Annotated in this window: 9 protein-coding genes; all 9 read left to right on the plus strand. The window is 38.6% G+C overall.

Annotation, left to right across the window (positions count from 1 at the left end):
* The first annotated feature begins 2 nt into the window (after window positions 1-2).
* Window positions 3-2,768: a type I DNA topoisomerase gene (gene topA / locus B5D46_RS04505; RefSeq protein WP_078928425.1), complete on the plus strand. Its 2,766-nt coding sequence runs from the start codon at window positions 3-5 to the stop codon at window positions 2,766-2,768.
* Between the two features lie 314 nt (window positions 2,769-3,082).
* Entirely contained in the window at window positions 3,083-4,897 is a 1,815-nt protein-coding gene (locus B5D46_RS04510) for an ABC transporter ATP-binding protein (protein ID WP_078928426.1), read from the plus strand.
* A 56-nt stretch (window positions 4,898-4,953) separates the two neighbouring features.
* Window positions 4,954-6,384, plus strand: a complete 1,431-nt coding sequence (locus tag B5D46_RS04515; RefSeq protein WP_078928427.1) for a sugar transferase — start codon at window positions 4,954-4,956, stop codon at window positions 6,382-6,384.
* 122 nt (window positions 6,385-6,506) lie between these two features.
* Window positions 6,507-7,457, plus strand: coding sequence for a GNAT family N-acetyltransferase (locus B5D46_RS04520; RefSeq protein WP_078928428.1), 951 nt, complete (start codon window positions 6,507-6,509; stop codon window positions 7,455-7,457).
* A gap of 131 nt (window positions 7,458-7,588) precedes the next feature.
* Window positions 7,589-8,680, plus strand: coding sequence for a DegT/DnrJ/EryC1/StrS family aminotransferase (locus tag B5D46_RS04525; RefSeq protein WP_078928429.1), 1,092 nt, complete (start codon window positions 7,589-7,591; stop codon window positions 8,678-8,680).
* Window positions 8,681-8,794: 114 nt separating this feature from the next.
* Window positions 8,795-9,934 carry a glycosyltransferase family protein gene (locus B5D46_RS04530; protein WP_078928430.1) on the plus strand — a complete coding sequence of 380 codons (1,140 nt, stop codon included), beginning with the start codon at window positions 8,795-8,797 and terminating at the stop codon, window positions 9,932-9,934.
* Window positions 9,935-10,024: 90 nt separating this feature from the next.
* Window positions 10,025-10,918, plus strand: a complete 894-nt coding sequence (gene rfbA, locus B5D46_RS04535) for a glucose-1-phosphate thymidylyltransferase RfbA (protein WP_078928431.1) — start codon at window positions 10,025-10,027, stop codon at window positions 10,916-10,918.
* Window positions 10,905-11,456 carry a dTDP-4-dehydrorhamnose 3,5-epimerase gene (gene rfbC / locus B5D46_RS04540; protein WP_078928432.1) on the plus strand — a complete coding sequence of 184 codons (552 nt, stop codon included), beginning with the start codon at window positions 10,905-10,907 and terminating at the stop codon, window positions 11,454-11,456. The genes rfbA and rfbC overlap by 14 nt, the downstream gene beginning before the upstream one ends.
* A 62-nt stretch (window positions 11,457-11,518) precedes the next feature.
* Window positions 11,519-12,538 (plus strand): dTDP-glucose 4,6-dehydratase, encoded by a 1,020-nt coding sequence (rfbB, locus tag B5D46_RS04545; RefSeq protein WP_078928433.1) that lies wholly within the window; start codon window positions 11,519-11,521, stop codon window positions 12,536-12,538.
* Window positions 12,539-12,748 lie beyond the last annotated feature (210 nt).

Here is a 12,748-nt window from a genome sequence, read left to right on the forward strand (position 1 = left end):
ACATGGGTAAGTCTTTAGTTATTGTAGAGTCACCATCTAAGGCCACAATTATTAACCGTTATTTGGGTGATGATTATGTAGTAAAAGCCAGCGTCGGTCATATCAGAGATCTTGCAACTGCTGCAAGTACTGAAAAGGCTGATAAGAGCAAGGCTAAGGCTGCAAAGACTCACAAGCTTACTAAGGATGAGGTTTTAGCTCGCAGTATGGGCGTTGACCCTAAGAATGGCTGGAAGGCAAATTATGCAATCATGCCTGATAAGCAGAAGGTTGTAGCCGAACTGAAAAAACTTGCCAAGGATGCTGATAAAGTATACCTCGCAACCGACTTGGATAGAGAGGGAGAGGCAATCGCATGGCATCTTAAGGAAGTGCTTGGCGGTGATGATGACAAGTATCTTCGCGTAAAGTATCCTGAAATTACCAAGGCTGCAATTCACAAGGCTTTTGAAAATCCAGGCCGCGTTAACATGAATCTTGTTAATGCACAGCAGACCAGAAGATTCTTGGACCGTGTCGTAGGTTTCATGGTATCACCTCTTTTATGGAAAAAGGTTGCAAGAGGTTTAAGTGCCGGTCGTGTACAGTCAGTTGCAGTTGAGCTGATTGTAGATAAGGAAAGAGAGATTAAGGCCTTTATTCCTGAAGAGTACTGGAATATTGATTCTATTGTTAAGACCTCTTCAAAGGCTGAATTAAAGCTTGCTTTAAATTCAAAGGGCGGTCATAAGATTGAGATTCACAATAAGGATGAGGCGACAGCTATCGTTGATGCGCTTAAGAAGTCAGACTTTATTGTAGATAAGATTGAAACTAAAAAAGGTTCACAGAAGCCACTTCCTCCATTTACCACTTCAACTCTGCAGCAGGTTGCAAACCAGAGACTAGGTTTTTCAGTAAGACGTACTATGACAGTTGCTCAGAGACTATATGAGCAGGGTCTTATTACCTATATGCGTACTGACAGTGTAAATCTGTCTGAAGAGGCTATTGCTACTGCTAGAGATATCATTTCACGTAATTTTGGTGATAAGTACATTCCTGAAAAGCCTAACTACTACAAATCAAAGGAATCAGCTCAGGAAGCTCATGAGGCTATCAGACCATCTCATCCATTAGATCCTCTGCCATCAACTGTTGACAGAGACGGACAGAGACTGTTTGAACTGATTAAGGCAAGATATCTTGCATCCCAGATGACTGCTCAGGAATACAACACCACCAATGTGAGTGTAAGTGCCGGTGAGTATGGCTTTAAGGCATCAGGAAAGCAGATTACCTTTGATGGCTTTAAGCGTGTCTACAGTTTTAATAAGAACGAGGAAGTTATTCTTCCAAAACTTTCAGAAGGCGAAAAGCTTAGTGTATCAGAGATTCTTCCATCACAGCACTTTACCCAGCCACCTTCACGTTTCTCTGAAGCATCTTTAGTTAAAGAGCTTGAAAAGGATGGTATCGGCAGACCTTCAACCTATGCTGCAATTATTTCAACCATTCAGGAGCGTGGTTATGTAACCATTAATCACGGTCGTTTCTATGCAGAGAGAATGGGAGAGATTGTAACCGACAGACTAAGATATTCTTTCAAAGAGCTGATGGATAAGAACTTTACAGCCTCTATGGAAGATTCTTTAGATGAGATTGCTCAGGGTAATCTTGACTGGATTCAGAGTCTTGATAAGTTCTACAAGAATTTTGAGGTTGAGCTTACAAAGGCAAATCTGACCTACGCTGAAGGCGGTATGCCTGAGAATTCTCCACTTGAGATTAAGGAGATGCTCTGTCCTGAGTGTAAGAAGTACCATATGGCAGTGCAGTCTGGAAAGACCGGTATGTTCTTAAGCTGTCTTGGCTATTATGACAAGGATGTTAAGACTGCAGATCGCTGTCATAAGACTCTGAATTTAAGAGCTATTGACGTATCTTCTTTAAGTACTTCAAATATCTCTGAAGAGGAAGAGGCCAAGATTCTGCGTTCAAGACCACGCTGTCCAAAGTGTCACAGTGTTATGGATACCTATATCATTGATGAGTCACATAAGCTGCATCTGTGCTCAACTCCTAACTGTGGCGGTTATCTGTTTGAGACAGGTAAGTTTGACTCAGAGATTGAGAAAGGCCCTGAAATTCCATGTGAGAAGTGCGGTCATACCATGGTTCTTAAGGAAGGCCGTTTTGGTAAGTATATGGCATGTACCAACAAGGAATGCGGTAATACCAGAAAGATTCTAAAGAACGGTCAGGTTGCACCTCCTCGAGAGGATGCTGTTGATCTGCCTGATCTGCCATGCAAGACAGCTGGTTCTCATTATGTATTAAGAGATGGTGCTGCAGGTATATTCCTTGCTGCCCACAATTTCCCTAAGGTACGTGAGACTCGCCCACCTAAGATTGTTGAGCTTAAGAAATACAGAGACAAAATTTCACCTAAGTTCTATTATCTGGCTGATGCTCCTGCCTATGATCCTGATGGTAATGAGACTGAGGTTCGCTTTAGCCGCAAGACCAAGCAGCAGTATATTGTTTCAGTAAAGGATGAGAAACAGACTAAGTTTGTCGCTTTCTACAATCAGGAAAAAGGTGAGTGGGAAGTTCAGGAGACTGCCAAGTCTACTGCAAAGAAGTCTTCATCTAAGGCTTCTTCAAAGACTGAGAAGACAGCTTCAAAGAGCACAGCTAAGAAAACTGCTGTAAAGAAGACAGCTACCAGGAAGACAGCAGCTAAAAAGACTGTTGCCAAGAAGACCTCAAAGAAGACTTCTGAATAGAGTTAACAGTAGTATTCAGAAGGAAGAGCTAATCCTTTCTGAATAATATCTGCTGTACAGAAGGCCCCTGTTAATGTTTGCCTTAGAGCAATTGATAACAGGGGCTGAGTTTTTTATGTTTTACTTAAATCTACTGCTAAGTTATTAACATGTAACTGCTGGTATTCTGCGTATCGGTGTATTTTAGAATGCTGTAGAGTGAACATTTTTTGATTTATGTATAATTAAGTTTTACTCATACTCCTTATAATTTGTTGAAATTCAATAAGACGGGTATAATTACTCAGGTTTTATAAATATTAACTAATCGAAATATGAATAAAAAAGAATCACAACGTCTTGATATTGTTTCCACAAAACCTAATTATTCATCATTAGAAGGTTTTAAAAGATTCTGGCCATTTCTAAAGCCTGTATTTTTCTGGCTGGTCCTAGGTGTTCTTCTGACAATTCCCGTTGGCGGCCTTGATGCTGCTGTAGCCTCTTTCCTAAAGCCATTTATGGATAATGTGATGGTAGAGAAGGATACAGAATTTGCAAAACAGGTTCCTTATATCATTGTTGCCTTTACCATTGTGCAGGGGATCTGTATTTATGCATCTAACCTCGTTAACACCTATGTGGGCGCAAGAATTGCAACTAATCTGAAGAAGACACTCTACAAGAAACTTCTTCAGGCTGATATCTCATTTTTTGATAAGAATACATCCGGTATTGTAATCAACCGTTTTGCAGCTGATGCCGATACAGCAACCTCCGGACTTGTAAGCAACGCAAAACTTTTCCTTTCAAAGTTCTGGTCATCAGTCGGTCTTGTATGTGTTCTGCTGTACAACTCCTGGCAGCTTTGCTTTATTGCTGTTGGTGTACTGATTTTCCTGTTTATTCCTATCAGTATTGTCAGAAAGAAGGTTTCAAAAAGCATTGCCAAGTCTGTAAAGTCAGGAACTCAGCTTTCAACCCGTTATGTTGAAACCTATTCTGGAATTAAGATTATTAAATCCTTTAATCTTCAGAAGACTCTGTTTGAAAAGTTCAATGTGAATGTGGAAGAACTTTTCAAAATCTCTATGAAGATGACCCGAGATACCAACTGGCTTGGACCTGTCATGCACGTTGTAACCGCAATCGGTGTTGCAGGTGTTCTTTACTACGGTCTGCATCTGATTACTACAGGCGTTATAACATCAGGTACATTTGTAGCTTTTATTGCCGCTCTAATCATGCTTTATACTCCAATCAAGAGTATCGGTAATAACTATGTAGGTCTTCAGACATCACTTCTGGCCCTAGAGCGTATCTACGACGTGATTGACCTTTATAACGTTGAAGAGGCTCAGCAGGATAATCAGAACAGACTTGAGGGTATTCATAAATCAATTAAGTTTGATCATGTTGACTTCTCATATGATGGCAGAAGAAAAATTTTAAAGGATATTTCTTTTGAAGTTCCTGTGGGTTCAAAGGTTGCTCTTGTAGGTAATTCAGGAGGCGGTAAATCAACTATTACCGCACTGATTCCAAGACTTTATGAGCTTGATTCTGGTAAGGTGATGATTGATGAGCATGATATCAATGAATACTCAATTACCTCGTTACGCGACAATATTTCCATGGTTTTCCAGGATAATTTCCTATTTGATGGTACTGTCCGAGAGAATCTGATGTACGGTAATGAGAATGCATCACAGGATCAGATTGATTTTGCAATTAAATCAGCATTCTTAGATGATTTTATTAAAAAGCTTCCTCAGGGACTGGATACTCTGATTGGTGAAAGAGGTCTCCTCCTGTCAGGTGGTCAAAAACAGCGTCTTGCAATTGCTCGTGCTATTTTAAAGAATGCTCCTGTGGTTATCCTTGATGAGGCAACCTCTGCTTTGGATAATAAATCAGAGAAGGTTGTTCAGAGAGCTCTGGACAAGCTTATGGAAGGCAGAACTACCATTGTTATTGCTCACAGACTATCAACAATTATGGATGCAGATAAGATCCTTGTAATCAATGACGGTAAACTTGTAGAGGAAGGTTCTCATTCAGAACTGCTTGAGAAAAATGGAGCCTATTCTGTTCTATATAATTCTCAGTTTGCACATAAGGAATCTGCAACTGAAGAAGAGAACTCGTAGACTTGGTACTTTAAATATACCTATAACGATAATAAACAGCATAAGGTACGGTTGTAATGTATATAAAAAATAAAAGAGAAAGCCTGTTAAACTACATTCTTACTGCATCAGGATTGTTTTCGATTGTTATCTCGATGCTCATCGCGTATTCTTGTTATTTCGGGCATTTCTTTAATATTTTTATTTACGCAACTCCAATCAAATACATACTGATTTTAGGTGCAGAACTTTTCTTTGTTAATTTTTTCACCGGCCTAAACAGAAGCTTTATCTACAGAGGAATATACCGAGAGGCGATAACTGCTGCTGAGATTGCTCTTGTTCTCATATCCGGTCTTATTCTTATTCTTTTCTGGTTTCATGGCTTAACAGATTCAAGACGACTTATCGTTACATATTTTGCGATAGGCTTTGTTATCCTTGATAGTGCTTCTCGCTCAGTAATTAAGCTGTTTCTGCTTTCAATCTTTAAAAAAGGCAAGTTTGCATCGAGAGTTCTTGTTGTAGCTGATCCTGATGATTTTAGACTGGCAGTTAGAACCTTTGATAAAGAGCTGGACTGGACCCGTAATGTAATTGGTGTTTCAACCTCAGATCCTTCACTAATAGGTAAGCGAACACATGGCAAGAAAGTAATCTGCTCAAATGAAAATTTATTAAAGTACCTAACCCGTAACTCTGTTGATGAAGTGGTTGTTTTATCAAAATACTATGATTCAGATGAATCTCTGAAAGATACTCTTTCAAATGCAGAGGAAATGGGGATAAAGGTTGATATTAAGGTAAATCTCACCTTATTTGATTACATGCCTTCATCTTTTGTTAAGTTTGATAAGATTGGAAACGTACAGTGTATCTCTGTAAGCAGAACCTATATGTCCCACAAGAAGCTACTGGCTAAGCATCTTATGGACTTTTCTGGCGGTCTTGTTGGTTTTCTGATTTTCTGCTGTTTCTATGTAGTTCTGGGACCTATCATTAAGCTTGATTCCAAAGGTCCGATTCTGTTCTCTCAGCCTCGTGTAGGAAAGAACGGACGTATCTTTAAATGCTACAAGTTCCGCTCCATGTGTGCAGATGCCGAGGCCAGAAAAAAGGAGCTTATGTCCAAAAACGAAGTTGACGGTCTGATGTTCAAGATGCAGGATGACCCAAGAATTACCCGTGTAGGTCGCTTTATCAGAAAGACCAGTATCGATGAGCTGCCTCAGTTTATAAATGTATTAAAGGGAGATATGAGTCTTGTGGGAACCCGTCCTCCAACTGTTGATGAGTATGTTAAATACGAGCCCAAACACAAGGCAAGAGTTTCAATGCTGCCGGGTCTTACAGGTCTGTGGCAGGTAAGTGGACGCTCTGATATCAAAAACTTTGAGGATGTTGTCAGACTTGATATGAAGTATATTGATAACTGGTCAATTCTTCTCGATATTAAGATTGTGCTTCTGACCATCAAGGTTGTTCTCTTTGGTAAAGGAGCAAAATAAACATCTTTATACGACAGTATAAAGATGACGGGATGGTCTGGAATGATTCCTGTATACAATATGGATACAGTTGGCAGCAAAACGGTTAATAAAATAATTTTGGTATGTAAGGATAGTTTGAAATGAGAATTCGTTCAATTGAAAAGAAAGATTTAAACGAAATGTTTAATCTTTGCAGTATGCCTGAATTATCATGTTTGCCAGACTGTTCTTATCCTACTTCTGTGGAAGGTCTTCAGCATTTTTTTGAAAACTCTGCTTTAGATGATTCCGAAAAACATTTTGCCATAGTAAATGCTGATGATGAGTTTAAAGGTCTTGTCTGTTTACGTCATATTAATTCAAAAGAAAACCGAGCTTTACTGTCAATTATCGTAAATCCTAATGTCTGGTCAAAAGGCTATGCCTGGTTCGGCATGGTTGAAGTTTTAAAGTATGCCTTTAATACACTTAATTTAGAACAGGTTTACTGGTGTGTAAAAAAAGACAATCCAAGAGCAGTTCGTTTTTTCAGAAAGCATGGATTCAATACCTTAGATAAGGATATTCCCAAGAGTATTTTTGAGCAGTGGAATAATAATCACGATCTGATCTGGTTTGCGGTTTTAAAAAATGATGATTATGAGAATATAGCCCTATCCAGAAAGACTATTTCGGACTGTAATATCATCAAAATCAAAACAGTTCCTACCATTGAGGCTGGAGCCTTATCTTTCTTTGAAGGTACAAAGGATATTCCTTTTGATATAAAGAGAGTTTATTTTATATCGCAGGTTCCCGAAGGCGCCAGAAGAGGCTTTCATGCTCATAAGAATCTAAAGCAGCTTCTGTTCTGCCCATATGGAAAGATTCAGCTTGTTTTAGATAATGGCGAGAACGGCGGAAACAGAGAAGAGATAACTCTTAACGACCCATCTATAGGTATTGTTATTGATAAGCCTGTATGGAGAGAAATGCTCTGGCTTGAGAAGAATTCTGTTCTGGTAGTTGCTGCATCAGATTTTTATACAGAGGATGACTATTTAAGAAATTATGATGACTTTCTTAAATATGTTGACAGCGTAAGACAGTAGAGCTGATACAGCAGGCTATTTCAGAGTTCATCGTTTGAAGTCTGAATTTTAAGTTTGTTTTTGAGGTTCTAAAGAACTAAAATTACCTATTCGATTGAATAAGTTTTCATAAATATTTTAAGAGATTTGCAATGATTAGTTTTCTTGATCTTGGTAAGGTAAATAACCGTTTTAGGGAAGAAATAGATTCTAGAATCAAGACTGTTCTTGATAAGGGCTGGTATCTTCAGGGAGATGAGAATCAGCGCTTTGATGAGAACTTTGCCAGATTCTGCGGTACACAGTACGCTCTTGGTGTCGCAAACGGACTGGATGCACTGAATCTGCTTATAAAAGCAAGCGGCTTTGGACCTGGAGATGAAATCATTGTTCCTGCCAATACCTATATTGCAACAATTCTTGCAATCTCAGAGAACGGCTGTACTCCTGTGCTTGTAGAGCCAGATATCCATACCTACAACATTGATGTAAACAGAATTGAAGAGAAGATTACCTCAAAAACCAGAGCAATCATGGTTGTTCATCTTTACGGTCAGGCTGTTCAGATGGAAAAGGTCTGGGAGATTGCTAAGAAACACAATCTTAAGGTATTTGAGGACTGTGCTCAGGCTCATGGTGCCTATTATCAGGATAAGAAGGTTGGTAATCTGTCAGACGGTGCAGCCTTCTCATTCTATCCTGGAAAGAATCTTGGCTGTATGGGCGATGGCGGTGCTGTTGTAACCAACGATAAGACCTTATATGAAAAGGTTAAGGCAATTGCCAACTATGGCTCTGACTACAAGTACCATCATATCTACAAGGGTACCAACAGCCGATTAGATGAGATTCAGTCTGCAGTTTTAGATGTAAAGCTGAAGTATCTTGATGCCGATAACTGCAGAAGACGTGATATTTCCAAGTATTACCGAGATAATATTAAGAATCCTGCAATTATTCTTCCAGAGGTTTACTGCGAGGAATCTCATGTATGGCATATCTTTGCTGTAAGATGTGAAAACAGAGATAAGCTGCAGCAGTACCTGAAGGAAAAGGACATTCAGACTCTGATTCATTATCCTGTTCCTCCTCATAAGCAGGATGCCTACAAGGAATGGAAAGATCAGAGCTATCCAATTTCAGAAGAAATTCACAGAACTGTTCTGTCACTTCCAATGTCACCAGTACTTGAGGATTCAGAAGTCGAATCTGTTGTAGATGCTATAAACTCCTTTAGTCTATAGCTTTTATAAGAATCCGCCGTATTTTGGCGGATTATTCAGAAACTGTATTTCAGATTAAGTTACACCAAACTAATAGTTAACAATCAGTTAATTTGTATTATCAGCGAAAAGTAAATGAAAGTTGCAATTTTAGAAACTATTGTTCCATCTGCCCATGAAGTTGAATTTAACCGTGGTCTGGTTATGGAATTACGTCGTCAGGGACATGAGCCATATTTTCTGGTTCCTGAGAATTTTAAATTTACTGATAACTATGGTGTACCTATTACCTATCTTGAAGGTGGTAGTCCTATTACCTACAGAAAGGCAGGATTATTCAAAAAGATCTTTTTGTCTATCACTCGAGAAATACGTCGAATCAGATGGTTTAGCAGTGCGGTGGAGAAAGCAAAGGAATTAAACTGTGACTGTATTGTAATTCCTACAGCTTCACCTCGCTATCTTCGTTCAATACAGCACAGTAAGCTTCGTTTCTCAAAGCTTCCTGTGGTTGTAAATATGCAGCTTTACAGCTTTGAGCGAAAGGGCAGACTTGAACAGTTTAGGGCTCTGGCTAAAAAGACTCTTCCATTTGAGAATATACATATTACCTTCTGTACCCATTATCATTTCATTAAAGACTTTAAGAATGTGGAGTACATAAATCCTCCTTTTTATGGTCCGTCTTTAATTGAAAGCAAAGGTACCTATGATGGTCATGAGCCGATTGTTATTGGTCTATATGGTATTTACCGCAAAGATCCTAATACTCTGACTCTTTTAAAGATTTTAGCTGAGTCTGAGTTTAGTGTACCTGTTAAGGTGATCATGCAGACTGTAACCAATAATGAAAGAGATCAGCAATCCTGTGACGAGATTGTGCGTTTATATAAGGATAATCCAAGATTTACATTCTTTGACGGATTCCTCTTTGCAGAAAGCTGGCAGCATGCTATTGACGATGTTGATATCATTCTCTCTCCTTATGCCTCAAAGCAGTATTTCTACGCCTATAGTGCTATGTGTTTTAATGCACTGGGCTTTAAGAAGCCTGTAATTATCTCTGACAGCGTAAATCCTCAGCTTCTGGATGAATATAAGGTTGGTCTGATGCTTGATTTTAAGAATTACGAAGAGACTAAATCTAAGGTTGAATCTTTTATCAATAATTTCAAAGAGGATTATCCTAAGTATCTTGCTGAGATTAACAGAGCAGCGGATGTATACAGTTTTGAGAATGTTGTAAAAGGTCTGCTTAAATATAAAGCTGTATAACATTGGCTTTTAAGCTCTTAAAAAGGATACAATAGAAATATAATCGTTATAAGTAGAATTTATCGATAATCATCAGAATAAGGATCGTTTATGAAAGGAATATTATTAGCTGGCGGAAGCGGAACCAGACTGTATCCATTGACAAAAACAATGTCAAAGCAGCTCTTGCCTGTATATGACAAGCCAATGATTTACTATCCGCTGTCAACTCTGATGCTGTTTGGTATCAAGGATATTCTTATCATATCAACCCCAAGAGATATTCCTAATATTGAGAATCTCTTAGGTGACGGTCATAAGCTTGGATTGAATCTAAGCTATAAGATTCAGGAAGAGCCTAACGGCATTGCCCAGGCTTTTATTCTGGGTGAAGAATTCTTGGATGATCCTAAAGAGGATGTATGTCTGATTCTGGGGGATAATATATTCTACATGGGAACTCAGTTCGGAGAGTTTTCTGATCAGGTTAAGGCAAATCAGGGAAAAAATGCTACAATTTTTGCCTTCCATGTGAATGATCCTGAACGTTTTGGTGTTGTTGAGTTTGATGAAAATTACAAGGCTCTATCCATTGAAGAGAAGCCTTCAAAACCAAAATCAAACTATGCCTCTGTTGGTTTATATTTTTATCCTGGTGACGTTGTTTCAAAGGCAAAAACACTTAAACCATCAGCTCGTGGAGAGTATGAGATTACAGATTTGAATAATCTGTATTTAAAAGAGAACAGACTAAGCGTGGTTCCAATGAGACGCGGTAATGCCTGGCTTGATGCAGGTACACCTGACTCACTGATGGATTCAGGAAACTTTGTTCAGATTATCGAACAGCGACAGGGGCTTAAGATTGCATGTTTGGAGGAGATTGCCTACAACATGGGCTATATTGACGATAAGCAGATGCAGTCTTTAATTGATGAATTAAAGAAAGGTAATTATAAAGATTATTTAATAAAGGTTTTAGAGGAAAAGCATGAACTTTATTAAAACAGCTATTGATGGTGTAGTAATTGTAGAGCCTAGAGTATTTAACGATGCCAGAGGCTATTTTTATGAAAGCTACAATGAGAACGAGTTCAAGGCAAACGGTATTGACTGCAGATTTGTACAGGACAATCAGTCAAAGTCATCCTTTGGCGTAATCAGAGGTCTGCACTGTCAGACAGGAGATTTCTGTCAGGCCAAGCTTGTACGTGTTCTGTCCGGCAAGGTTCTGGATGTTGCTGTAGATGTCAGAGCAGGTTCAAAGACCTTTGGTCAGTATGTTGCTGTAGAACTGTCAGATGAGAACCATCGTCAGCTGTTTATTCCTCGCGGTTTTCTTCACGGTTTCAGTGTACTGTCTGAAACAGCTGTATTCTCCTATAAGGTGGATAATTTCTACAATAAGGAATCAGAGTGGGGCATGAGATATGATGCGCCTGAGTTTAATATTGACTGGAAGATTCCTGCAGATAGAGTTATCACCTCAGATAAGGACAGAATAGAGCATTCCCTTAAGGATGTTCCTTCATTTACCTTGTAGCAGTTTATAGTACACAAAAAGAAAATACTGGTTTCTATAATTAAAATCTGGATTTATTCAATATGTCAAAATCAATTCTTGTAACCGGTGGCGCCGGATTCATCGGTTCAAACTTTGTTCCATATTTCTGCAAAAAGTATCCTGAATATCATGTAATCAATCTTGATAAGCTGACCTATGCAGGTGATTTATCCAATGTAAAGGAGTGTGAGAACGACTCCAACTATACCTTTGTTCAGGGCGATATCTGCGATGAAAAGCTGATTGAGGAATTATTTACAAAGTATGATATCAGAGGCGTAATTCATTTTGCTGCCGAGAGTCATGTTGATAATTCAATCAAAGGTCCTAAGGTATTTATGGAAACCAATCTTATGGGAACCTTTACCTTGATTGAGACTGCAAGACGTCACTGGATGGATGCACCTTCAAAGGTTAAGCCTGGTTATGAGGATGCAAGATTCCACCACATCTCAACTGATGAGGTTTATGGTACTTTAGGTGAGACAGGATATTTCTCTGAGACAACTCCTTACGCACCTAACAGCCCATATTCATCATCAAAGGCAGGTTCTGACTTTATCGTAAGAGCATACCACCATACCTACGGTATGAATGTAACTACCTCAAACTGCTCAAATAACTACGGTCCTAAGCAGAATCACGAGAAGCTTATCCCTCACATTATTGAGAATGCTTTAAATCTTAAGCCTCTGCCTGTATACGGAAAGGGCTTGAATGTACGTGATTGGCTGTATGTACTGGATCACTGCAAGGCAATTGATTTAATCTTCCATAACGGAAAATCAGGTGAGACTTACAACATTGGCGGTCACAACGAGAGAAATAACATTACTATTGTTAATACCATCTGTTCAATCTTAGATGAGAAGTCTCCTCGCAAGGATGGCAAGTCATATTCTGAACTGATTACCTTTGTTCAGGATAGAGCCGGTCACGATCTTCGTTATGCAATTGATCCAACCAAGATTGTAAATGAGCTTGGCTGGAAGGCAGATGAGACTTTTGATACAGGTATTGTTAAGACTGTTGAATGGTATCTGGATAAGTTTAAGGCTTAATTATCTGTAATACTATTTTCTCAGAATATTTATAGGTTTCAGTCTTTAAATCTGAATTATTAAAAAATCTTTTTAATAGAAATATTAAAAAGATTTTTTTATTTCTTATTCCGAGGAAATATTTCTTTTATCAATCTCAAACATCTTTTTGTTCTTTCTTATACTTATCCTTTATTTTGTTAATACATGAAATAAATATCATTTAATTCC

Source organism: Succinivibrio dextrinosolvens DSM 3072, from assembly GCF_900167015.1.
Taxonomy (GTDB): Bacteria; Pseudomonadota; Gammaproteobacteria; order Enterobacterales; family Succinivibrionaceae; genus Succinivibrio; species Succinivibrio dextrinosolvens.

What these genes read in the sequence shown, in the direction of transcription:
- topA (WP_078928425.1), top strand. Translation starts at nt 3, where the DNA reads ATGGGTAAGTCTTTAGTTATTGTAGAGTCACCATCTAAGGCCACAATT.
- B5D46_RS04510 (WP_078928426.1), top strand. Translation starts at nt 3,083, where the DNA reads ATGAATAAAAAAGAATCACAACGTCTTGATATTGTTTCCACAAAACCT.
- B5D46_RS04515 (WP_078928427.1), top strand. Translation starts at nt 4,954, where the DNA reads ATGTATATAAAAAATAAAAGAGAAAGCCTGTTAAACTACATTCTTACT.
- B5D46_RS04520 (WP_078928428.1), top strand. Translation starts at nt 6,507, where the DNA reads ATGAGAATTCGTTCAATTGAAAAGAAAGATTTAAACGAAATGTTTAAT.
- B5D46_RS04525 (WP_078928429.1), top strand. Translation starts at nt 7,589, where the DNA reads ATGATTAGTTTTCTTGATCTTGGTAAGGTAAATAACCGTTTTAGGGAA.
- B5D46_RS04530 (WP_078928430.1), top strand. Translation starts at nt 8,795, where the DNA reads ATGAAAGTTGCAATTTTAGAAACTATTGTTCCATCTGCCCATGAAGTT.
- rfbA (WP_078928431.1), top strand. Translation starts at nt 10,025, where the DNA reads ATGAAAGGAATATTATTAGCTGGCGGAAGCGGAACCAGACTGTATCCA.
- rfbC (WP_078928432.1), top strand. Translation starts at nt 10,905, where the DNA reads ATGAACTTTATTAAAACAGCTATTGATGGTGTAGTAATTGTAGAGCCT.
- rfbB (WP_078928433.1), top strand. Translation starts at nt 11,519, where the DNA reads ATGTCAAAATCAATTCTTGTAACCGGTGGCGCCGGATTCATCGGTTCA.